Source organism: Pseudomonas libanensis, from assembly GCF_001439685.1.
GTDB classification, from domain to species: Bacteria; Pseudomonadota; Gammaproteobacteria; order Pseudomonadales; family Pseudomonadaceae; genus Aquipseudomonas; species Aquipseudomonas libanensis.
Map to the genome: position 1 here is coordinate 37,945 of NZ_JYLH01000008.1, position 22,419 is coordinate 60,363.

Consider the following 22,419-nt stretch of genomic DNA (forward strand, 5'->3'; position numbering starts at 1 on the left):
CACATTTTTTGGCCTGATCATCCTGTCTCAGCCTGAAATAGAACAGGCCCCGACACAAGTGCCGGGGCCTGTAATGACCACATCCGTGTGGTCGGTCGCATGAACTCCAGAGGTGCATCGGGTGGATATCTAACTCACCCTAAGCCGCCGCCGTCTAGTTCAGACGAAAAGGGCGCGTTACTCTGCTTTCAGGCCATCGGCCGATACAGCTTTAACGCCTTTGATTTTCTTGGCAATTGCGACTGCGGTTTCTTTCTGCGATGCAGTTACAGCAGCCGCGGACGACAGGGAAACCACACCTTTGTTGGTCTCTACCTTGATATCGGTACCAGGAATACCTTTCTCGGTAACCAGGTCAGCCTTCACTTTAGTAGTGATCCAAGTGTCGCTGGTCGCGCCTTTGGCATCAGCAGCGGCACCTTTGGTTTTATCAATACCGTCAGCTTTGGTAGCGCCGCCAGCCAACAGGCCGTCAGCAGAAACAGCAGTTACGCCTTTGATTTTCTTGGTAATGGCTACAGCGGTCGCTTTCTGCGAGTCGGAGATAGCTACGTCGGAAGAAAGGGAAACCACGCCTTTGTTGGTTTCTACCTTGATGTCCGAACCAGGAATGCCTTTTTCAGTCAGCAGATCAGCTTTTACTTTAGTGGTGATCCAGGTATCCGAGGTGGACTCTTTGGCCTTGGTCATTTCACCAGCCGCCAGAGTCATAGGGGCTTGGGAAGTCTGAGCAAAGGCCACGCTAGCACCCATGGCCAAGGTCAGAGCGGTAGCGGTAGCGAGAGCGAACTTCTTCATACGAGTAACTCCTGTTTTATTAAAAGTCTGCAGTGTGTAAACCTTGATGCTGCAGCGTTAACAGGGATAGTGCAGACGGCGTGCCAAGTCGAAAACCCTGAATAAACTCTTATAAATCAATGAGTTAAAAAAACGACCAATTTTCGAAATCGTGCAACTTGCATGAAATCCGTCGTACCTGCATGCAAGTTGCGGTTTTTGGCGGTTGGCTAAATGGCTGATTTTGCTTAATTTTCCAGCACCCATAAAAAAAGGACTCCGAGGAGTCCCTTTTTTCAGCCTGAACTACGAGAGATTAAACGCCCGAAGCCTTGGCTGCTGCTACGTCCTTGATGGACAGCTTGATACGGCCGCGGTTGTCCACGTCCAGTACCAGCACTTCGACTTCCTGGCCTTCTTTCAGAATGTCGGTCACTTTCTCAACGCGAGCGTCGCTCAACATGGAGATGTGAACCAGACCATCCTTGCCCGGCAGGATGTTGACGAATGCGCCGAAGTCGACGATGCGCTCAACCTTGCCGACGTAAATCTTGCCGATCTCAGCCTCAGCGGTGATACCCAGGACGCGCTGGCGTGCAGCTTCAGCCGCTTCCTTGGTTTCGCCGAAGATCTTGATCGAGCCGTCGTCTTCGATGTCGATCGAAGCCTTGGTCTCTTCACAGATCGCACGAATGGTCGCGCCGCCTTTACCGATAACATCACGGATTTTGTCGGTGTCGATTTTCATCGCGATCATGGTCGGAGCATTTTCCGACAGTTCGGTACGGGACTGACCAATGATCTGGTTCATCTGGCCGAGGATGTTCAGGCGCGCTTCCAGGGCTTGGCCCAGGGCGATTTCCATGATCTCTTCGGTGATGCCCTTGATCTTGATGTCCATCTGCAGCGCGGTAACACCTTTAGCGGTACCGGCTACTTTGAAGTCCATGTCGCCCAGGTGGTCTTCGTCACCCAGGATGTCGGTCAGGATGGCGAACTTCTCGCCTTCTTTAACCAGGCCCATGGCGATACCGGCAACCGGTGCCTTCATTGGCACACCGGCGTCCATCAGAGCCAGGGAAGCACCGCAGACCGAAGCCATGGAGCTGGAACCGTTGGACTCGGTGATTTCCGATACCACACGGATGGTGTACGGGAACACGTCAGCGGCAGGCAGCATGGCCTGAACCGAACGACGGGCCAGACGGCCGTGACCGATTTCGCGACGACCAGCACCGCCCATACGACCACACTCGCCCACCGAGAACGGAGGGAAGTTGTAGTGCAGCATGAAGGGGTCTTTTTTCTCGCCTTCCAGGGTGTCCAGCAGTTGTGCGTCACGGGCAGTACCCAGGGTCGCAACCACCAGGGCCTGGGTTTCGCCACGGGTGAACAGCGCCGAACCGTGAGTCTTCGGCAGAACGCCGACTTCGATGTTCAGCGGACGCACAGTGCGAGTGTCGCGACCGTCAATACGCGGCTTGCCGTTAACGATGTTTTCGCGAACGGTGCGGTACTCGATCTCACCGAAAGCAGCTTTGACTTCGCTGGCGGAAGGCTGGCCTTCTTCGCCGGACAGCTTGGCGACGACCTGGTCCTTCAGCTCGCCCAGACGAGCGTAACGGTCGGCCTTGACGGTGATGGTGTAGGCGTCGGAGATGGCAGCGCCGAACTCGGAGCGGATCGCGCCCAGCAGTTCGGTGGCTTCCGGGGCAGCAGCCCAGGTCCAGGTTGGCTTGGCAGCTTCGGCAGCCAACTCTTTAACCGCGTTGATCACCACCTGGAACTCGTCGTGAGCAAACAGTACGGCACCCAGCATCTGGTCTTCGGTCAGCTCTTTGGCTTCCGATTCAACCATCAATACGGCTTCGGACGTACCGGCAACGACCATGTCCAGGCTCGAAGCTTTCTGTTGCTCGTAAGTCGGGTTCAGCAGGTAGCCGGTGCTTTCGTGGAAAGCAACGCGCGCCGCGCCGATCGGACCATCGAAAGGAATGCCGGAGATGGCCAGGGCAGCCGAGGTACCGATCATCGCAGCGATGTCCGGATCGGTTTTCTTGCTGGTGGAAACCACGGTGCAGACAACCTGCACTTCGTTCATGAAGCCTTCTGGGAACAGCGGACGGATCGGACGGTCGATCAGTCGGGAAGTCAGGGTTTCTTTCTCGGAAGGACGGCCTTCGCGCTTGAAGAAACCGCCAGGGATCTTACCGGCAGCGTAAGTCTTTTCCTGGTAGTGAACGGACAGGGGGAAGAAGCCTTTGCTCGGGTCAGCGGTCTTGGCGCCAACAACGGTCACCAGTACGGTAACGTCGTCGTCAACGGTAACCAGCACTGCGCCGGAGGCTTGACGGGCGATACGGCCTGTCTCGAGGGTAACGGTCGACTGACCGAACTGGAATTTTTTGATAACCGGGTTCACGGTGTCCTACCTTCTTTGTGGCTCTTGGGGGAACTTGTCTTCTTACGAAATTCTTGGGCAATGTCGGGAATCGGCCCAACCCTTGTCCAGGGGTAAAACGTGTATCCAGATAAAACTTGAGGCTGGGAGCCTACCATGGGCCAGCGGGAATCCCACTGACACACGGCAGACAACCAACCTCTAGCGCAATCGCTGATTAGCGACGCAGACCCAGGCGACCGATCAGAGCCTGATAACGACCCAGATCCTTGCCTTTCAGGTAGTCCAGCAGCTTACGGCGCTGGTTTACCATGCGGATCAGACCACGACGGGAGTGGTGATCTTTACCGTTGGCCTTGAAGTGACCTTGCAGCTTGTTGATGTTGTGGGTCAGCAGTGCAACTTGCACTTCTGGCGAACCAGTGTCACCAACAGCTTGCTGATAGTCAGCTACGATTTGTGCTTTTTCTTGAACGTCGAGAGCCATGAGGCAATCCTTTTTTCAGGAAACCACCCAAAGGGTGATCTCAATAGGCCGAGGGCATACCCCCGTATCTATAAATGAGAAGTGACCATGCCTATTAACAGCCACCCTCGTTCGGTCATTCTGACCGAATCAGTCGACGCGGCGCGATACGCCCGTCCTCGCTCACTTCACCGATACCGATAAAGCGACCGTTATGATCCTGTACCCGCACCATGCCGAACTTCGGGGCATCCGGGGCGCGTACCGGCTGGCCGTTAAGCCAGTAGAACGCGCTGTGCTCCGAGAAGTGCAGCAATGGCCAATCGAGCAAACCGCTGTCCGATGGCATCAGGAAGCGATCAACTGCTTCGTTGCCGCCTTCGGCATGCACGGCTTCCAACTCTTCCAGCGTCACCGTCTGGGCCAGGCTGAAAGGGCCGGCCTGGGTGCGTCGCAGTTCTGCAACGTACGCGCCGCAACCGAGCTTTTCACCGATATCTTCCACCAGGGTACGGATATAGGTGCCTTTGCTGCAGTCAACGGCCAAGCGGGCAGTGTCGCCTTCACAGGCGAGCAATTCCAAGCGCGCAATAGTAACAGAACGCGGTTCGCGCTCCACTACTTCGCCCGCACGTGCCAGCTTGTAAAGTGGCTGTCCATCCCGCTTGAGGGCCGAGTACATCGGCGGTATCTGACTGATTTCCCCGCGAAAAGCCGGTAAAGCAGCTTCGATATCAGCACGACCAACGGTCACCTCGCGTACCTGCAGAACATCACCTTCGGCGTCGGCCGTGGTGGTGGTCTTGCCCAATTGCATCAGGGTTTCATAACCCTTGTCGGAATCGAGCAGGTATTGGGAGAACTTGGTGGCCTCGCCAAAGCACAACGGCAACACGCCGGTGGCCAGCGGATCAAGGCTGCCGGTGTGCCCTGCCTTCTCGGCATTGAGCAACCAGCGGACCTTCTGCAGCGCGGCATTGGAGGTAAAGCCAATGGGCTTGTCCAGCAGAATGATGCCGCTGACATTGCGACGGATACGTTTGACCTGAGCCACCGCTTACTCCTTGGCGTCTTCAGGTGTGGACGGATGCTGACTGTCTTCCGCTACCGCACGCTCGATCAGGGCCGACAGGTGCGCACCACGAACAACGCTTTCGTCGTAGTGGAAGTGCAACTGGGGGACGCTGCGCAGCTTCATTTCACGGGCCAACTGCATGCGCAGGAAACCTGCGGCCGAGTTGAGCACCTTGATGCTTTGTGCGATTTCTTCGCTGTTGTCCTGCCCCATCACGGTGATGAAGATCTTGGCGTGACCTACGTCACGGCTCACCTCGACAGCGGTGATGGTGACCAGGCCAACGCGGGGGTCTTTGACTTCGCGACGAATCAGTTGGGCCAGCTCGCGCTGCATCTGATCACCGATACGCTGGGTACGGCTGTATTCTTTTGCCATGTCTTGTTACCTGTTACTGCCACACGGTGAAACCCGTGGGGTCTGAAAGCGGCAAACGCCCGGCCTGACAGAAGCCAGACCGGGCGTTGCGTTTAGAGTCCTGACACAGCGCCAGGCATTTGCATGCCGGGACGCCGCGCGGCCCTTGAAGTGCGCGAGTTAGAGGCTGCGAGCAACCTGAACCTTCTCGTAGACTTCGATCTTGTCGCCAGGCTTGACGTCGTTGTAGCTCTTGACGCCGATACCGCATTCCATGCCAGCACGCACTTCGGAAGCGTCATCCTTGAAGCGGCGCAGGGATTCCAGCTCGCCTTCGAAGATAACGATGTCTTCACGCAGTACACGGATTGGACGGTTACGGTGCACAACACCTTCGATAACCATGCAACCGGCGATCGCGCCGAATTTCGGCGAGCGGAACACGTCACGCACCTCGGCCACACCCAGGATGTTCTCCCGGACGTCGCTGCCAAGCATGCCGGTGAGGGCTTTCTTGACGTCTTCGATGATGTCGTAGATGACGTTGTAGTAACGCATGTCCAGGCCTTCCTGCTCGACGATCTTCCGTGCGCCAGCATCGGCACGCACGTTGAAGCCGAACAGTACAGCGTTGGAAGCCAGTGCCAGGTTGGCGTCGGATTCGGTGATACCACCTACGCCGCCACCGACAACACGCACTTGCACTTCGTCGTTACCCAGGCCGTTCAAGGCGCCGTTCAACGCTTCGAGGGAACCACGGACGTCAGATTTGAGGACGATGTTGAGCGTCTTCTTCTCTGCCTGGCCCATGTTTTCGAAGATGTTTTCCAGCTTGCCGGCGTGAGCACGAGCCAGTTTGACTTCGCGGAACTTGCCTTGACGGAACAGAGCCACTTCACGGGCTTTCTTCTCGTCAGCAACCACGCTCATCTCGTCGCCAGCGTCCGGGGTACCGTCCAGGCCGAGGATCTCGACAGGGATGGAAGGACCGGCTTCTTTGATAGGCTTGCCGTTCTCGTCGAGCATGGCACGTACACGGCCATAGTTCGAACCGACCAGCACCATGTCGCCTTGGCGCAGGGTACCGTCTTGAACCAGAACAGTTGCAACCGGGCCACGACCTTTGTCGAGACGCGATTCAACCACAACACCGCGACCTGGGGCCGATGGGGTTGCCTTGAGTTCGAGAACTTCGGCTTGCAGCAGGACCGCTTCGAGCAGTTCGTCTACGCCAGTACCGACTTTCGCCGAGACCGAAACGAATGGCGTATCACCGCCCCACTCTTCGGAAGTCACGCCGTGAACCGAAAGCTCGCTACGGATGCGATCGAGATCAGCGCCCGGCTTGTCGATTTTGTTCACTGCAACAACCAGTGGAACACCCGCGGCCTTGGCGTGCTGGACAGCTTCAATGGTCTGCGGCATTACGCCGTCGTCCGCTGCAACGACCAGGATCACGATGTCGGTCGCCTTGGCACCACGGGCACGCATTGCGGTAAACGCGGCGTGACCCGGGGTATCGAGGAAGGTGACCATGCCGCGTTCGGTTTCAACGTGGTACGCACCGATGTGCTGAGTAATACCGCCGGCTTCGCCCGCAGCTACCTTGGCACGACGAATGTAGTCGAGCAGCGAAGTCTTACCATGGTCAACGTGACCCATTACGGTCACAACTGGCGCACGGGAGAAGGTCTCACCTTCAAACTTCAGGGACTCGGCCAGGGAATCTTCCAGGGCAGTGTCGCTGACCAGGGTCACTTTGTGGCCCAGCTCTTCAGCCACGAGTTGAGCAGTTTCCTGATCAAGCACCTGGTTGATGGTCGCTGGAGTACCCAGTTTAAACATGAACTTGATGATTTCAGCCGCCTTGACCGACATCTGATTGGCGAGATCGCCAACAGTGATGGTCTCGCCGATCTGCACATCACGCACGACAGGGCCGGTTGGGCTCTGGAAACCGTGGGCGTTGCGTTTTTTCAGCTTGGCCTTGCCGCGACCACCACGACGGAAGCCATCGCTTTCTTCGTCGGTAGTACGTGGGGCAACGCGTGGAGCAGGCGCCTTCTCTTTGACCGAAGCACGATGCGGAGCGTTTTTGCGCTCGCCATCACCACCACCACCGCGACGATTGTTATCGTCGGCACGGGGCTTGTCTGGACGACGAGGTTCGTCGCGCTTGCGGGCATCTGCTGCAGGAGCAGGTGCAGCGGCAACCGGGGCGGCCTCACGCACAGCTTCAACAGGGGCGGCGACCGCTTCAGTGGCAGCAGCTTGCGCAGCAGCAGGCTGGCGACGCGCTTCTTCTTCGGCGCGACGCTTGGCTTCTTCTTCAGCCTTCTGACGGGCAGCATTTTCTACTGCGCGACGCTCTTCCAGTTCGCGTTTGCGCTCGGCTTCGATTTCTTCCGGGCTGCGCTGTACGAAGACTTTCTTCTTGCGCACTTCAACGCTGATGCTCTTGCTACCCGCAACACGCAGGGTGCTGGTGGTTTTGCGCTGCAATGTAATCTTGCGCGGTTCTTCCACTTTCGCCTTGTGGCTGCTCTTCAAGTGAGTCAGCAAAGACTGCTTCTCACTATCGCTCACACCTTCATCGGCGGCGGTGTGCGGCAGACCTGCCTCACGCATCTGCTGCAACAGGCGCTCTACCGGTGTTTTGACCTCATCGGCCAGTTGTTTCACCGTGACTTGCGTCATGCACTTCTCTCCTCAGGCCGCGCCTAATTACTCGAACCAATGGGCTCGGGCGGCCATGATCAACTTGCCGGCACGATCATCGTCAATGCCGTCGATGTCGAGCAGATCGTCAATAGACTGCTCGGCCAGGTCTTCGCGGGTAATTACGCCGCGCACCGCCAGTTCCATCGCCAAATCCTTGTCCATACCCTCAAGCGAGAGCAGGTCTTCGGCCGGATGGGCGTCTGCCAGCTTTTCCTCAGTAGCGATGGCTTTAGTCAACAAACGATCCTTGGCCCGAGCGCGAAGCTCGTTGACGGTGTCTTCGTCAAAGCCGTCGATGTTGAGCATTTCTTCCAACGGTACGTAGGCAATCTCTTCCAGGCTGGTGAAGCCTTCATCTACCAGTACCTGCGCCAGGTCTTCATCGACTTCCAGCTCTTCGATAAAGTTGCGCAGGATGTCACCGGTTTCAGCTTGCTGCTTAGCCTGGATGTCCGATTCGGTCATCACGTTCAGGGTCCAACCGGTCAGTTGGCTGGCCAGACGCACGTTCTGACCACCACGACCAATGGCCTGAGCCAGATTGTCTGCGCCAACGGCGATGTCCATCGCATGGGCATCCTCGTCAACGATAATTGCCGCCACTTCAGCCGGCGACATCGCATTGATCACAAACTGCGCAGGGTTATCGTCCCACAGAACGATGTCTACACGCTCACCGCCCAATTCGCCCGACACTGCCTGGACGCGCGAACCGCGCATACCAATGCAGGCGCCTTGCGGATCAATGCGCTTGTCCTTGGAGCGGACCGCGATCTTGGCACGCGAACCCGGGTCCCGGGATGCAGCCATGACTTCGATCAGACCTTCAGCGATTTCCGGCACTTCGATGCGGAACAGCTCGATCAGCATTTCCGGCGCGGTACGCGACAGGATCAACTGAGGGCCGCGGTTCTCGGTGCGGATTTCCTTGAGCAGCGCACGCAGACGCACGCCAACACGGAAGGTTTCGCGAGAGATGATGTCTTCACGGGCCAGCAACGCTTCCGCATTGTTACCCAGGTCGACGATCACGTTGTCGCGGGTGACTTTTTTCACGGTGCCGGAGATGATTTCCCCCAGGCGCTCGCGATAAGCGTCAACGACTTGAGCGCGCTCGGCTTCGCGAACCTTCTGCACGATGACCTGCTTGGCAGTCTGGGCAGCAATACGGCCGAACTCGATCGATTCGATCTTTTCTTCGACGACATCACCGACCTGGGCACCAGGGTGCGTCTGCGCAACCTTGCTCGGCCAGGTTTCGATGGCCGGATCATCAAGATCGGCTTCTTCGACGACCGTCCAGCGACGGAAGGTCTCATAGGCACCGGTGTGGCGGTTGATTTCCACACGCAGATCAACTTCATCTTCAAAACGCTTTTTGGTAGCAGTGGCCAGGGCCAGCTCCAGCGCTTCAAAAATCACGTTTGCCGGTACGCCCTTTTCATTGGATACCGACTCAACAACCAGCAGTACTTCTTTGCTCATCGTACGCCTCGCCTTTCGCAAGCCATTGGATCCGCGGGATCCGCGTCTCAGTCAAAACTGGGAATAATGTTGGCCTTGTCGATCATATCGATCGGCAACAGGAACTCATGGTCTTCTACCTGCACCACGACATCCTGCTCTTCTACACCGCGCAGAAGGCCCTGAAAGTTGCGTCGCCCTTCGAACGGGGAGCGCAGCTTGATCTTCACTTGTTCACCGACATATTTAGCAAACTGCTCGATAGTGAACAGTGGGCGTTCCATGCCTGGCGAGGAAACTTCGAGGGTGTATTCAACGGCGATGGGATCTTCAACATCCAGCACACCGCTGATCTGACGGCTGACAATGGCACAATCGTCGACCAGCACGCCGCCCTCTTTATCGATATAAACGCGCAACATTGAGTGGCGACCTTGAGCCGAAAACTCAATACCCCAGCATTCATAGCCTAGGGCCACGACCACCGGGGCCAGCAAGGCCTGCAACTCTTCTAGCTTGCTCGACACCTGAACCCCCTCGTGCATGTATGTGCATGCTGTGCAAAATAAAAAAATGGGCGAAACGCCCATCCTTGAAACGCCGTCGAACAGCGGCGTTGAAAGTGTCCAGCTAACAAAAAGCCCCTTAAAAGGGGCTCCGCTAAAACTGGTTGCGGGGGCCGGATTTGAACCGACGACCTTCGGGTTATGAGCCCGACGAGCTACCAGACTGCTCCACCCCGCGACAAAGCTGGGGCGGAAGTATACGACCGATCCCTTACAGGGTCAATGTAACCTTCCACCTACAAGAAAGCCCGCAACAGCGGGCTCTCCTGATAATTGGTACCGAGAAGGGGACTCGAACCCCTACACCCTATGGGCACAACCACCTCAAGGTTGCGTGTCTACCAATTCCACCACCTCGGCAATACAGTGTTTACAACCTTCTTACTTCTGCTCTTGAGCTGGAGGCACGTCAGTCGCTGGAGTAGCCGACTTTTGCTCTTGAAGCACCGGGACATCATCAGAAGCCGGTTTTGCTTTTGGTACTTCCAACACTGCTGGGTTTGGGAGACCTACTTGAGTCAGCACATGAGCCTTCTCTTTAGCAAAGTAACCTAACCCCAAGCTGGTTATGAAGAAACCGGCGGCAAGTATAGCAGTAAACTTACTAAGAAAGGTAGAGGAACCTTGGCTTCCGAACACAGTATTTGAAGCACCTGCACCGAAAGACGCACCAGCATCCGCACCTTTACCCTGTTGCAACAAAACCAGAGCAACTACGCTCAAGGCAGCCAACAGATGAAAAACGACTACGACTGTTTCCAGCATTTTTTCAGTTTCCCGCGGCGCGACAGATCGCACCGAACTCATCTGCATTCAGGGAGGCTCCACCAATGAGCCCCCCATCGATATCCGGCATGCCGAACAGTTCGACCGCATTGGCCGCCTTCACGCTGCCGCCGTATAGAAGCCGCACACCTTGTGCGACCTCAGAATTCTCTGCCGCCAACTGCGCGCGAATGGCTGCATGCACATCCTGCGCTTGTTGCGGTGTAGCAGTCAGCCCGGTACCAATGGCCCAGACCGGCTCGTAAGCAATCACTGCCTTTGCAAACGCACCAACACCCAGCTCCTCGATGATGCTGCCCAGCTGACGCGAGACAACTTCAAGAGTCTTGCCCGATTCGCGCTGCTCCAGGGTCTCCCCTATGCACAGCACCGGAATCAAGCCACAAGCCTGTGCCGCGGCGAACTTGCGATTGAGTGTCCCATCACGCTCGCCCATCATCTGACGACGTTCGGAGTGCCCGACAAGCACATAGGAACAACCCGCATCTACCAACTGACTTGGCGAAATCTCGCCAGTCAACGCACCTTGCATGGGTTCCACCGCAGAGTTCTGCGCGCCGACCTGAATCGACTTGCCTTTCAAGCCATCAACCACTTGGTTGATATGCAAGCAAGGCGGGAACACCGCGACATCAACACCGCCAGGCAAGGCCAAGTGACGAAGGCCGTTGATCAGCTCAGCGACACTGGCGCGGGTACCGTGCATCTTCCAGTTACCAGCTACCATAGTGCGACGCATGCTGTACCTCGTCGGTCAAAGTGGGCGCAGATGTTACCCAACCACATCATCACTGGCAAGCCGAATTCAGGCGCAAACTTCAGTTACCAGTTTTGCCAGGTCTTCGGCATGGCCGCGAACCTGGGTTTCGTCCTCGCCTTCGACCATGACGCGCACCAGAGGCTCTGTGCCGGACTTGCGCAATAACACACGCCCACGCCCAGCCATAGCCTGGGTCACACGCTCGCAAGCCTCTTTGACTGCGGGGTGCTCAATTGGGTTTTCGCCACCGGCGAAACGCACATTTAGAAGCACTTGCGGGCATTTGCGCAGGGCTTGGCGTGCCTGCGCCAGGCTCTCTTCACGGCGACGCAAGGCCAGCAAAACCTGCAGCGCGGCGATGATCGCATCGCCAGTGGTGGTGTGCTGGAAGCAAACAACATGCCCCGAATTCTCCCCACCAACCAACCAATTGCGTTCCAGCAACTCGGCGATCACATAACGGTCACCAACATTGGCACGAATAAACGGGATACCCAGTTCGGCCAGCGCCAGTTCGAGCCCCAGGTTACTCATCAAGGTACCAACGACACCACCGTGCAGCTTGTTACGCTCATGCAGGTCACGAGCAATGATGAACAGCAGGTCATCACCGTCCACGATCATGCCGGTGTGATCCACCATCAGGACCCGGTCCCCATCGCCGTCGAAAGCGATGCCCAGGTCTGCGTGCTCGGCCAGGACAGCCGCCTGCAGCTGCTCCATGTGGGTGGAGCCACAATTATCGTTGATGTTCAAGCCATTAGGCTGTGCGGACAGTACCGTGACCTGCGCGCCCAACTCCTTGAAGACGCTCGGCGCTACCTTATAGGTCGCACCATGGGCACAATCGACGACGATCTTCAACCCGGCAAAATTGGTACTGCTTGGAACGCTACTTTTGCAGAATTCGATATAACGGCCGGATGCGTCATTAATGCGCGACACTTTGCCTAGCTTGCTGGATTCAACCACCGTCATCGGCGCATCCAGCAGCTCTTCGATCATCAGTTCGATCTCGTCAGGCAACTTGGTGCCCTGCCCGGAAAAGAACTTGATGCCATTGTCATCATGAGGGTTATGAGAAGCACTGATCACAATCCCAGCCTCAGCGTGGAACGTGCGCGTCAGGTATGCGATCGCCGGTGTGGGCATGGGCCCCAGCAGCATCACATCGGCTCCGGCGGCCGACAAGCCGGCCTCCAGCGCTGACTCAAACATGTAACCCGAGATACGGGTATCTTTGCCTACCAGGATGCGACAAGCGCCCATGCTGCGGAACGCCATGCCTGCCGCCCAGCCCAGCTTGAGCATGAAATCAGGAGTAATCGGAAATTCGCCGACCCGACCACGAATACCGTCGGTGCCAAAATATTTTTTAGTCATAAGTGCTCCATCATTCTTATTCGGCTGATTCTACAGCAGCGAGCATGCGCACCACATCGACCGTTTCGGCGACATCATGCACACGCAAAATACGTGCGCCCTTGGTCACGGCAAGCGCCGCAAGCGCCAGGCCGCCATACAAGCGCTCACCCACCGGGCGATTCAAGGCGAGCCCGATCATGCTCTTGCGCGAGACGCCGACCAACAGCGGGCGACCAAGGGTATGCAAGGCATCCAAGTGCTTGAACAGGCTCAGATTGTGCTCCAGGGTCTTGGCGAAGCCAAATCCCGGATCAAGGATAATCTTCTCAGGTGCAATTCCCACAGCCACGCACTGGGCCATCCTGTCAGCAAGAAACCGATTTACTTCGCCGACCAGGTCGTTGTAGTGCGGATTATCCTGCATATTGCCGGGCTCACCCATCATATGCATCAGACAGACAGGCAGACCGGTCGCTGCGGCGGCATCAAGGGCACCATCACGTCGCAACGAACGTACGTCGTTAATAAGTCCCGCCCCCAGACGAGCAGTTTCGCGCATCACCGCCGGAGTGGAAGTGTCCACCGAGATGATCACATCCAGCTCGCGGGCGATGCGCTCCACGACTGGGGCCACCCGCTCCAACTCTTCCAAAGGCGAAACAACACGAGCGCCAGGCCGGGTCGATTCACCACCGACATCAATCAAAGTCGCGCCAGCAGCCACCATCGCCTCGGCGTGGCGCAACGCAGCGTCTACCTGGCTGAAACGGCCGCCATCGGAAAAGGAATCAGGAGTTACATTGAGAATGCCCATGACATGTGTATGGGCCAAATCAAGAACCCGGTTGCCGCAAGGCAACCGGGTAGAGGACAACGCAGAAGTCATTTCAAACCTTAATGGTCAGCCGCCGGGCCACCGATCGGGGCTTCAGGAAGTTCATTCTGGACTACGGGCGGGGTGCCCGAGGTACCCGAACCACCTTCCCAATCACGAGGCTCACGCGGCGTACGGCCAGCCATGATGTCATCGATCTGGTCAGCATCGATGGTCTCATACTTCATCAGCGCATCAGCCATGGCGTCAAGTTTGTCGCGGTTATCCGTCAGGATCTGCTTGGCCGTACCGTAGCATTGGTCAATGATGCTGCGAACCTCGGAGTCGATCAGCTTGGCTGTCTCACCCGAGAAGCTGGCGCTCTGACCGCCACCACCACGACCCAGGAACACTTCACCCTCTTCCTCGGCATACATCAGGGGACCCAGCTTTTCCGACAAGCCCCACTTGGTCACCATGTTCCGGGCAATCTGGCTGGCACGCATGATGTCGTTGGACGCGCCGGTGGTCACACCGTCGAAACCAAGGGTCATTTCTTCCGCAATCCGGCCGCCGTACAGCGAACAGATCTGGCTGATCAGTGCTCGCTTGGAAAGGCTATAGCGATCCTCCTCCGGCAGGAACATAGTCACACCCAGGGCCCGACCGCGCGGGATGATCGACACTTTGTAGACCGGGTCATGCTCAGGCACAACGCGACCGACAATAGCGTGACCCGCCTCGTGATAAGCGGTGTTCTGCTTCTCTTTCTCGGACATGACCATGGATTTGCGCTCGGCGCCCATCATGATCTTGTCTTTAGCCAGCTCGAACTCTTTCATTTCAACGATACGCTTGCCGGTACGAGCAGCGAACAAGGAAGCCTCGTTGACCAGGTTGGCCAGGTCAGCACCGGAGAACCCAGGCGTACCACGGGCAATCACAGCCGGTGCCACGTCGTCACCCATTGGCACTTTGCGCATGTGTACTTTCAGGATCTGTTCACGGCCACGGATATCCGGCAGGCCTACCACAACCTGACGGTCGAAACGGCCCGGACGCAGCAATGCAGGGTCCAGCACGTCCGGACGGTTGGTTGCAGCGATGACGATAATGCCGTCATTCATCTCGAAACCATCCATCTCGACCAGCAACTGGTTAAGAGTCTGCTCGCGCTCGTCGTGACCGCCGCCCATGCCGGCGCCACGATGGCGACCAACGGCATCGATTTCGTCGATAAAGATGATGCACGGCGCGTGCTTCTTGGCCTGTTCGAACATATCGCGAACACGGCTGGCACCCACGCCGACAAACATCTCGACAAAGTCAGAACCGGAAATAGTGAAGAAAGGCACCTTGGCCTCACCGGCAATCGCCTTGGCCAACAAGGTTTTGCCGGTACCCGGAGGACCAACCATCAGCACGCCGCGAGGAATACGGCCACCCAGGCGCTGGAATTTGCCCGGATCACGCAGGAACTCAACCAGCTCACCGACTTCTTCCTTGGCCTCGTCGCAACCGGCAACGTCAGCCAGGGTGGTCTTCACCTGGTCTTCGGAGAGAAGGCGCGCCTTGCTCTTGCCGAAGCTCATCGGCCCGCCCTTGCCTCCCGCGCCGCCTTGCATCTGGCGCATGAAGAACATGAACACAGCAATAATCACCAGGATCGGGAAGCTGGCTACCAGGAGCTGGGTCCAGATACTCTGCTGCTCCGGCTGCTTGCCTTCCACAACGACCTTGTTATCCACCAGGTCGCCGATCAGCCCATTGTCCTGAATTGCCGGACGAATGGTCTTGAAGCTGTCGCCATCAATGCGCTTACCGGTAATCACGTAGCCATCAACCGCTACGCGTTCGACCTTGCCATCCTTAACTTGCTGGATGAAGTCGGAATAGTTGAGGGTCTGCGGCTCGTTAGGGCTGGAGAAGTTGTTCATCACCGTCACCAGGACAGCCGCGATGATCAACCACAGGATCAGATTCTTTGCCATATCGTTCAATTAACTACCCTCTGAAGCAAGCTCCGCTACTGGCGCGCGCTTCGCATGATATTCACCGGCCTAACTTACTACATTACCTACATCTCTGGCAGGCGCCGTCTGTAACCCTTTGTGAAACTTTGACCACACAATATTCGTAAAGCCTCATGACGAAAGCGATATAAAAAAACCTATCGCCTTCCTCGAAATTCTCAAAAACGCTCTTCGCTCGCCGCGCCTTCGACACCGCGGAAGCCGCGGCACAACAGGTATTGCTCCCTGGACCTGTCCCGGGAGGAGTCCGGCTTACGCGTCTGAACCTTATCGAACAACTTGCGGATGTTCTTGTGGTACTCGTCGAAACCTTCCCCCTGGAACACTTTCACCAGGAAATCACCACCTGGACGCAATACGCGCCCCGCCAGATCCAATGCCAATTCACACAGGAACATGGCTCGCGGCATATCAACAGCCGGTAATCCACTCATATTGGGGGCCATGTCGGAAATCACAAGGTCTACCTGCGAATTTCCTACAGCCTCCAGAATCTCGGCCAGCACCGCGTCCTGGGTAAAATCACCGTGCACGAAGGTGACATCCGGGATGCTGTCCATCTCAAGGATGTCGGAAGCGATCAGCCGACCTTGCCCACCAATCAGACGACTGGTCACTTGGGACCAGCCACCGGGGGCCGCACCCAGGTCGATAACGCTCATGCCTGGACGAATCAACTTGTCCTTGTCCTGGATCTCCAGCAGCTTGTAGCTGGCCCGGGAGCGATACCCATCCTTCTGCGCCTTTTTGACGTAAGGATCGTTGAAATGTTCTTGCAGCCACTTAAGGCTAGTTTTGGAACGGGCCACGGGCCACCTCGAAAAATAAAACGGGTCGTGATTAACTGGGCGGTCCCGGACTCGCTCGGGTAAACTGGCCGCCGCTTTTTACAAGATCAGACGCAGGGGTCAGATTATGCCGCTCACTCAAGAGCAGAAGAAACAGTACAAATCCATTGGCCACCATCTGAAACCAGTTCTGATTGTGGCAGACAACGGGTTGACTGAAGGTGTGTTAGCCGAATTTGAACGCGCACTGAACGATCACGAGCTGATCAAGATCAAGGTCAACATCCTTGATCGCGAAGCGCGCCTGGCTGCCGTTGCAGAACTGTGCAAGGCGGGCAAGGCGGACCTGGTCCAGGTTATCGGCAAGATGGCGCTGCTGTATCGCAAGAACTTCAGCGTCAACAAGCAACTGTCGAACGTACACCGTTTCAAGTAACAAAAAGGGTCACGGGCGTGCTTCGCGCGCCCTGCCACTCCATCCCGGGACCGGCTGCATCACCAGCACCAGGCCGGAGAACCCTAGCACAAGATAGCTGAACAGCCGCCAGCGCAACGCTTCCGGCAGCCACACATGCACCACGCAAAACATCGCGCACGCATACAGCGCCATCAACAGCAGTTGCCCACGAATATCTCGCCACAGACTCCCCAAGCCTTCAGCCCTGATCAGCACTAATGCCTGAAGCATTACGCACGCCGCCGCAAAACCTACCAGCAGCGCACTCAATAATCCGTCGACCTCGTCGATCAGCAGCGGTGCCAGGCCAATCAGGCCCAGCGCCGGTAATACGCCAATATGTAACAGCCACAGGCCACCGACCCAAAGCATCTGGGAGAGCTGCCAAAGCATGGCGCCCGCACGAAGCGGGCGCCTTTTTTCAGATGTGACGAACTTCAACAATCTCGTACTCGATCACGCCGCCAGGGGTTTTCACAGACACCACATCCCCCTCTTCCTTGGCAATCAAGGCGCGGGCAAGTGGAGAACCGACGGAGATCTTGCCAAGTTTGAAGTCAGCCTCGTCTTCACCCACGATTTGGTAGACCACGCGTTCATCCGTCTCAACGTTGGCGATTTCCACCGTGGTGCCGAAGATCACCTTGCCAGTATGCGGGATGGTCGTGACATCGATAATCACCGCATTCTGCATGCGGCCCTCGATATCACGAATCCGCGCCTCGACCATACCCTGCTGCTCGCGGGCAGCGTGGTATTCGGCGTTTTCCTTCAAGTCACCCAGCTCGCGGGCCGTACCGATGTCCTGGCTCAGCTTTGGACGTACGACCTTGGTCAGATGGGCGTGCTCCTCTTCCAGGGCCTTGGCACCCTGAACGGTCATTGGGTATTTGGTTATGCTCATGCCTTCAATCCCGCATGTAAATCCTGCAAGCGACGCACGGTCTTTTCCGGACCGAACTTGAGCGCTTCGCAGATGGCTTCGCCAGCAGCAATGGTGGTGGTGCAGTAGATCTTGTGCTGCAAGGCATTACGACGAATGGAGTAGGAGTCCGCGATCGACTGGCGACCTTCGGTGGTGTTGATGATCAGGGTGACTTCGTCATTCTTGATCATGTCGACCACGTGCGGACGGCCTTCCGTCACCTTGTTCACGCGACGTACTTTCAGGCCGGCAGCTTCGATCAGCTTGGCGGTCCCGGCGGTAGCCACGACTTCAAAGCCCAAGTTGATCAGATCACGGGCAACCCCTGCAACCAGTGGCTTGTCGTCGTCACGCACGCTGATAAATGCAGTACCGCCGGTCGGCAGCACTTCACTGGCACCCATCTGGGCTTTGGCGAACGCTTCACCGAAGGTATCGCCCACGCCCATCACTTCACCGGTGGACTTCATCTCAGGGCCCAGGATCGGGTCCACACCAGGGAATTTGGCGAATGGGAATACCGCCTCTTTCACACTGTAGAAGTTTGGAATGATTTCCTTGGTGAAGCCGATTTCCTTCAAGGTCTTACCGGCCATTACGCGAGCAGCGATCATGGCCAGGGACACACCAATGCATTTGGACACGAACGGTACGGTACGCGAAGCACGCGGGTTGACTTCGATGACGTAGATGTCTTCGCCTTGCAGCGCCAACTGTACGTTCATCAGGCCGACCACACCCAGCTCCAGAGCCATTTTCTTGACCTGCTCGCGCATCTCGTCCTGGATGTGTGCCGGCAACGAGTACGGCGGCAGCGAGCATGCGGAGTCACCGGAGTGAACGCCCGCTTGCTCGATATGCTGCATGATTGCGCCGATCACCACGTCAGTACCGTCGCAAACCGCATCCACGTCCATTTCGATAGCGCAGTTGAGGAAGTGATCCAGCAGCACCGGGCTGTCGTTGGACACTTTCACCGCATCACGCAGGTAGCGCTTGAGCTCGTCTTCTTCGTAGACGATTTCCATCGCCCGTCCGCCCAGTACGTAGGACGGACGCACCACCAATGGGTAGCCGATCTTGCTGGCCGCACGGATGGCTTCGTCTTCGCTGCGCACGGTCGCGTTTGGCGGCTGACGCAGGTTAAGGCGCTCAACCATCTGCTGGAAGCGCTCACGATCTTCGGCACGGTCGATAGCGTCCGGGCTGGTGCCGATAATCGGCACACCGGCGGCTTCGAGGGCACGCGCCAGCTTCAGCGGAGTTTGGCCGCCGTACTGGACGATTACACCTTTTGGCTTCTCGACGCGACAGATTTCCAGTACGTCTTCCAGGGTTACCGGCTCGAAGTACAGACGGTCGGACGTGTCGTAGTCAGTGGAAACAGTTTCCGGGTTGCAGTTGACCATGATGGTCTCGTACCCGTCTTCGCGCAGCGCAAGGGCGGCGTGCACACAGCAATAGTCGAACTCGATGCCCTGGCCGATACGGTTCGGACCACCACCCAGGATGATGATTTTATCGCGATCCGACGGCGCGGCTTCGCACTCTTCCTCGTAGGTGGAGTACATGTAGGCAGTGTCGGTGGCGAACTCGGCTGCGCAGGTGTCAACGCGCTTGTAGACCGGGAAGATATCCAGCTTGTGACGATGGGTACGCAGGTTCTTCTCGGTTACACCCAGCAGCTTGGCCAAGCGCTGATCGGAGAAGCCTTTGCGCTTGAGACGGAACATCAAGTCGCGGTCGATAGACGACAGACCGAGCGTCTTGACCTTCTCTTCTTCCTTGATCAGATCTTCGATCTGCACAAGGAACCACGGGTCGATCATATTCATGCCGAAGATATCTTCGACGCTCAGGCCGGCGCGGAAGGCGTCAGCCACGTACCAGATACGCTCGGCGCCCGGCACGGTCAGCTCGCGCTTGAGGATGCTCATGCTTTCCGGGTTGCTCAGGTCGAGCTTCTCGTCCAGGCCGCAAACACCGACTTCCAGGCCACGCAGGGCTTTCTGCAGGGACTCCTGGAAAGTGCGACCGATCGCCATGACTTCACCGACAGACTTCATCTGGGTGGTTAGGCGCGCATCAGCCTTGGCGAACTTCTCGAAGGCAAAGCGCGGCAGCTTGGTCACAACGTAGTCGATAGACGGCTCGAAAGACGCCGGCATAGCGCCGCCCGTGATTTCGTTTTGCAGCTCGTCCAGGGTGTAACCGATCGCCAGCTTGGCAGCGATGCGCGCAATCGGGAAACCGGTAGCTTTCGAAGCCAGCGCCGAAGAGCGCGATACACGCGGGTTCATCTCGATCACGACCATGCGGCCGGTGTCCGGACAGATGCCGAACTGCACGTTGGAACCACCGGTTTCAACGCCGATCTCACGCAATACCGCCAACGAGGCGTTACGCATGATCTGGTATTCCTTGTCCGTCAAGGTCTGCGCCGGAGCAACGGTGATCGAGTCACCGGTGTGCACACCCATCGGGTCGAAGTTTTCGATGGAGCAAACGATGATGCAGTTGTCCTTCTTATCGCGGACAACCTCCATCTCATACTCTTTCCAGCCGATCAGGGATTCGTCGATCAGCAGCTCTTTGGTCGGCGACAGGTCCAGGCCACGGGCACAGATTTCTTCGAACTCTTCACGGTTGTAAGCAATGCCACCACCGGTGCCGCCCATGGTGAAGGACGGGCGGATGATGCATGGGAAGCCCAGCTTTTCGAGAACGGCGTTGGCCTCTTCCATGCTGTGGGCAATACCGGAGCGCGGGCAGTCAAGGCCGATGGACTTCATCGCCTTGTCGAAGCGCGAACGGTCTTCAGCCTTGTCGATGGTGTCGGCATTGGCACCGATCATCTCTACGCCGAACTTCTCCAGGACACCTTCGCGCTCCAGGTCCAGGGCGCAGTTCAGCGCGGTCTGGCCACCCATGGTCGGCAGAAGCGCGTCCGGACGCTCTTTCTCAATGATCTTGGCGACGGTCTGCCATTTGATCGGCTCGATGTAGGTGGCATCGGCCATGGCCGGGTCGGTCATGATGGTGGCCGGGTTGGAGTTCACCAGGATGACGCGGTAGCCCTCCTCGCGCAGGGCTTTGCAGGCCTGGGCGCCGGAGTAATCGAATTCGCAGGCCTGGCCGATCACGATCGGGCCAGCGCCGAGAATCAGGATGCTTTTTATGTCTGTACGTTTTGGCATGGGTTTGTCACTCAAATCCGCAGGTCAGTCGGCAAGCCGTCTTGAACAATCTTTGAAGAGCCTGCGAGGGCCACCGAAGCCCGGGGCCGCCCGCAGGCCAGTCAGTCAGCGTCGCTTGGCCATCTCATTGATGAAACGGTCGAACAGCGGCGCTACGTCGTTCGGGCCCGGGCTGGCTTCAGGGTGGCCCTGGAAGCTGAACGCGCTCTTGTCGGTGCGCTCGATACCCTGCAGGGAACCGTCGAACAGCGACTTGTGAATGGCGCGCACGTTGCTTGGCAAGGAGGCTTCATCTACCGCAAAACCGTGGTTCTGGCTGGTGATCATCACAATGCCGGTATCCAGGTCTTGTACCGGGTGGTTTGCACCGTGGTGGCCGTGCCCCATTTTCAGGGTCTTGGCGCCGGAGGCCAGGGCCAGCAACTGGTGGCCCAGGCAGATGCCGAATACCGGGATCTGGGTCTCCAGCACGTCCTTGATGGCCTGGATGGCGTAGTCGCATGGCTCGGGGTCACCGGGGCCGTTGGACAGGAATACGCCGTCCGGCTGCAGGGCGAGCACGTCGCTGGCCGGGGTTTGCGCCGGCACCACGGTCACGCGGCAGCCGCGCTCTACCAGCATGCGCAGGATGTTGTACTTGACGCCATAGTCGTAGGCGACCACGTGGTAAGGCAGATCGGCAGCCTCGATAGTCGCATGGCTGTCGGTCTTCAGATCCCATACGGTGGAACGCCACTCGTACTTCTCTTTGACGCTGACGACTTTCGCCAGGTCCATGCCCTTCAGGCCCGGGAAACCTTGCGCCGCGGCAATCGCCGCCTCTTCGGAGATATTGTCACCGACCATGATGCAGCCGTTCTGCGAGCCTTTTTCACGCAGGATGCGCGTGAGGCGGCGCGTATCGATACCGGCGATCGCCACAACGTTGTTGGCTTTCAGGTAATCGGACAGCGACATCGTGTTACGCCAGTTGCTCGCAACCAGTGGCAGGTCACGAATAACCAGACCCGCCGACCAGACACGATCAGACTCGACGTCTTCCGGTGTAGTACCGGTGTTGCCGATGTGCGGATAGGTCAGGGTAACGATCTGTTGGGCGTAGGAAGGATCGGTAAGGATTTCCTGATAGCCGGTCATGGCAGTGTTAAACACTACCTCTCCAACGGTTTGACCGTCGGCTCCAATGGCTTCGCCGCGAAAAATGCTGCCATCAGCAAGGGCGAGTATGGCTGGCTTAGTCAAGAAGACCTCCCGTAAATAAAGCCTGAAAGGGCGATCGCAGGTTGTAAAAAAGCGGAGTGACGTATGGACACGTCACCCCGCTTCTTCACTGAATTATTCTGCGCGCTTTTAGTGGACACACTAAAGCTGTAGCTTACAGAAAAAGGCTTTTTTGGTCCACCGCTAATAAGCCTTAAAGGCAGGGGAATGCGACAGGACGTCGCTAGGCGGTTAAAAACGGGGCCT

At 57.3% G+C, this 22,419-nt stretch carries 19 protein-coding genes and 2 tRNA genes; 1 reads left to right on the forward strand and 20 read right to left on the reverse strand.

Features of this window, described 5'->3' with window-relative positions; translation table 11 throughout:
• Positions 1 to 177: 177 nt before the first annotated feature.
• The 16 genes from TU73_RS14140 to rlmE form a co-directional block, all read right to left on the reverse strand.
• Positions 178 to 798: a BON domain-containing protein gene (locus tag TU73_RS14140; protein ID WP_057012763.1), complete on the reverse strand. Its 621-nt coding sequence runs from the start codon at positions 796 to 798 to the stop codon at positions 178 to 180.
• Positions 799 to 1,093: 295 nt separating this feature from the next.
• On the reverse strand, positions 1,094 to 3,199 hold the full coding sequence (pnp, locus tag TU73_RS14145) for a polyribonucleotide nucleotidyltransferase (protein WP_057012764.1): 2,106 nt from the start codon (positions 3,197 to 3,199) through the stop codon (positions 1,094 to 1,096).
• A gap of 196 nt (positions 3,200 to 3,395) precedes the next feature.
• Positions 3,396 to 3,665 carry a 30S ribosomal protein S15 gene (rpsO, locus tag TU73_RS14150; RefSeq protein WP_003176135.1) on the reverse strand — a complete coding sequence of 90 codons (270 nt, stop codon included), beginning with the start codon at positions 3,663 to 3,665 and terminating at the stop codon, positions 3,396 to 3,398.
• A gap of 115 nt (positions 3,666 to 3,780) precedes the next feature.
• Complete coding sequence (gene truB / locus TU73_RS14155) at positions 3,781 to 4,698, reverse strand: tRNA pseudouridine(55) synthase TruB (protein ID WP_043051764.1); 918 nt, start codon at positions 4,696 to 4,698, stop codon at positions 3,781 to 3,783.
• 3 nt (positions 4,699 to 4,701) lie between these two features.
• Positions 4,702 to 5,097, reverse strand: a complete 396-nt coding sequence (rbfA, locus tag TU73_RS14160) for a 30S ribosome-binding factor RbfA (RefSeq protein ID WP_003176137.1) — start codon at positions 5,095 to 5,097, stop codon at positions 4,702 to 4,704.
• A gap of 159 nt (positions 5,098 to 5,256) precedes the next feature.
• Positions 5,257 to 7,773: a translation initiation factor IF-2 gene (gene infB, locus TU73_RS14165; RefSeq protein ID WP_057012765.1), complete on the reverse strand. Its 2,517-nt coding sequence runs from the start codon at positions 7,771 to 7,773 to the stop codon at positions 5,257 to 5,259.
• 27 nt (positions 7,774 to 7,800) lie between these two features.
• Positions 7,801 to 9,282 carry a transcription termination factor NusA gene (nusA, locus tag TU73_RS14170; protein ID WP_043051766.1) on the reverse strand — a complete coding sequence of 494 codons (1,482 nt, stop codon included), beginning with the start codon at positions 9,280 to 9,282 and terminating at the stop codon, positions 7,801 to 7,803.
• Between the two features lie 47 nt (positions 9,283 to 9,329).
• On the reverse strand, positions 9,330 to 9,788 hold the full coding sequence (rimP, locus tag TU73_RS14175; protein WP_032862957.1) for a ribosome maturation factor RimP: 459 nt from the start codon (positions 9,786 to 9,788) through the stop codon (positions 9,330 to 9,332).
• Positions 9,789 to 9,928: 140 nt separating this feature from the next.
• A tRNA-Met gene (locus tag TU73_RS14180) sits at positions 9,929 to 10,005 on the reverse strand.
• Positions 10,006 to 10,101: 96 nt separating this feature from the next.
• A tRNA-Leu gene (locus TU73_RS14185) sits at positions 10,102 to 10,187 on the reverse strand.
• A gap of 21 nt (positions 10,188 to 10,208) precedes the next feature.
• Positions 10,209 to 10,592: a preprotein translocase subunit SecG gene (secG, locus tag TU73_RS14190; RefSeq protein ID WP_003194191.1), complete on the reverse strand. Its 384-nt coding sequence runs from the start codon at positions 10,590 to 10,592 to the stop codon at positions 10,209 to 10,211.
• A 4-nt stretch (positions 10,593 to 10,596) separates the two neighbouring features.
• Positions 10,597 to 11,352: a triose-phosphate isomerase gene (gene tpiA / locus TU73_RS14195; protein WP_043051841.1), complete on the reverse strand. Its 756-nt coding sequence runs from the start codon at positions 11,350 to 11,352 to the stop codon at positions 10,597 to 10,599.
• A gap of 66 nt (positions 11,353 to 11,418) precedes the next feature.
• The gene (glmM, locus tag TU73_RS14200) at positions 11,419 to 12,756 is read right to left on the reverse strand and encodes a phosphoglucosamine mutase (protein ID WP_043051840.1); all 1,338 of its coding nucleotides are present in this window, start codon (positions 12,754 to 12,756) and stop codon (positions 11,419 to 11,421) included.
• 16 nt (positions 12,757 to 12,772) lie between these two features.
• Positions 12,773 to 13,624: a dihydropteroate synthase gene (gene folP, locus TU73_RS14205; protein ID WP_057012766.1), complete on the reverse strand. Its 852-nt coding sequence runs from the start codon at positions 13,622 to 13,624 to the stop codon at positions 12,773 to 12,775.
• Positions 13,625 to 13,632: 8 nt separating this feature from the next.
• Complete coding sequence (gene ftsH, locus TU73_RS14210; protein WP_046069552.1) at positions 13,633 to 15,543, reverse strand: ATP-dependent zinc metalloprotease FtsH; 1,911 nt, start codon at positions 15,541 to 15,543, stop codon at positions 13,633 to 13,635.
• Between the two features lie 200 nt (positions 15,544 to 15,743).
• The gene (gene rlmE / locus TU73_RS14215) at positions 15,744 to 16,394 is read right to left on the reverse strand and encodes a 23S rRNA (uridine(2552)-2'-O)-methyltransferase RlmE (RefSeq protein WP_034117848.1); all 651 of its coding nucleotides are present in this window, start codon (positions 16,392 to 16,394) and stop codon (positions 15,744 to 15,746) included.
• A gap of 106 nt (positions 16,395 to 16,500) precedes the next feature.
• Between rlmE and yhbY the strand changes: the two genes are divergently transcribed.
• The gene (gene yhbY / locus TU73_RS14220; RefSeq protein ID WP_043048386.1) at positions 16,501 to 16,809 is read left to right on the forward strand and encodes a ribosome assembly RNA-binding protein YhbY; all 309 of its coding nucleotides are present in this window, start codon (positions 16,501 to 16,503) and stop codon (positions 16,807 to 16,809) included.
• Between the two features lie 9 nt (positions 16,810 to 16,818).
• Here the strand turns inward: yhbY and TU73_RS14225 are convergent, their stop codons facing one another.
• From TU73_RS14225 to carA, 4 genes are all read right to left on the reverse strand, one after another.
• On the reverse strand, positions 16,819 to 17,223 hold the full coding sequence (locus TU73_RS14225) for a hypothetical protein (protein ID WP_057012767.1): 405 nt from the start codon (positions 17,221 to 17,223) through the stop codon (positions 16,819 to 16,821).
• Positions 17,224 to 17,251: 28 nt separating this feature from the next.
• Positions 17,252 to 17,728, reverse strand: a complete 477-nt coding sequence (greA, locus tag TU73_RS14230) for a transcription elongation factor GreA (RefSeq protein WP_057012907.1) — start codon at positions 17,726 to 17,728, stop codon at positions 17,252 to 17,254.
• A 2-nt stretch (positions 17,729 to 17,730) separates the two neighbouring features.
• Positions 17,731 to 20,952 carry a carbamoyl-phosphate synthase large subunit gene (carB, locus tag TU73_RS14235; protein WP_057012768.1) on the reverse strand — a complete coding sequence of 1,074 codons (3,222 nt, stop codon included), beginning with the start codon at positions 20,950 to 20,952 and terminating at the stop codon, positions 17,731 to 17,733.
• Between the two features lie 105 nt (positions 20,953 to 21,057).
• Complete coding sequence (gene carA, locus TU73_RS14240; RefSeq protein WP_057012769.1) at positions 21,058 to 22,194, reverse strand: glutamine-hydrolyzing carbamoyl-phosphate synthase small subunit; 1,137 nt, start codon at positions 22,192 to 22,194, stop codon at positions 21,058 to 21,060.
• Between the last annotated feature and the right edge of the window lie 225 nt (positions 22,195 to 22,419).

Excerpts from the sequence above, each read along its gene's own strand:
- TU73_RS14140 (WP_057012763.1), bottom strand. The coding sequence starts at position 798 with ATGAAGAAGTTCGCTCTCGCTACCGCTACCGCTCTGACCTTGGCCATG.
- rpsO (WP_003176135.1), bottom strand. The coding sequence starts at position 3,665 with ATGGCTCTCGACGTTCAAGAAAAAGCACAAATCGTAGCTGACTATCAG.
- rbfA (WP_003176137.1), bottom strand. The coding sequence starts at position 5,097 with ATGGCAAAAGAATACAGCCGTACCCAGCGTATCGGTGATCAGATGCAG.
- infB (WP_057012765.1), bottom strand. The coding sequence starts at position 7,773 with ATGACGCAAGTCACGGTGAAACAACTGGCCGATGAGGTCAAAACACCG.
- nusA (WP_043051766.1), bottom strand. The coding sequence starts at position 9,282 with ATGAGCAAAGAAGTACTGCTGGTTGTTGAGTCGGTATCCAATGAAAAG.
- secG (WP_003194191.1), bottom strand. The coding sequence starts at position 10,592 with ATGCTGGAAACAGTCGTAGTCGTTTTTCATCTGTTGGCTGCCTTGAGC.
- tpiA (WP_043051841.1), bottom strand. The coding sequence starts at position 11,352 with ATGCGTCGCACTATGGTAGCTGGTAACTGGAAGATGCACGGTACCCGC.
- glmM (WP_043051840.1), bottom strand. The coding sequence starts at position 12,756 with ATGACTAAAAAATATTTTGGCACCGACGGTATTCGTGGTCGGGTCGGC.
- folP (WP_057012766.1), bottom strand. The coding sequence starts at position 13,624 with ATGACTTCTGCGTTGTCCTCTACCCGGTTGCCTTGCGGCAACCGGGTT.
- ftsH (WP_046069552.1), bottom strand. The coding sequence starts at position 15,543 with ATGGCAAAGAATCTGATCCTGTGGTTGATCATCGCGGCTGTCCTGGTG.
- yhbY (WP_043048386.1), top strand. The coding sequence starts at position 16,501 with ATGCCGCTCACTCAAGAGCAGAAGAAACAGTACAAATCCATTGGCCAC.
- TU73_RS14225 (WP_057012767.1), bottom strand. The coding sequence starts at position 17,223 with ATGCTTTGGCAGCTCTCCCAGATGCTTTGGGTCGGTGGCCTGTGGCTG.
- carB (WP_057012768.1), bottom strand. The coding sequence starts at position 20,952 with ATGCCAAAACGTACAGACATAAAAAGCATCCTGATTCTCGGCGCTGGC.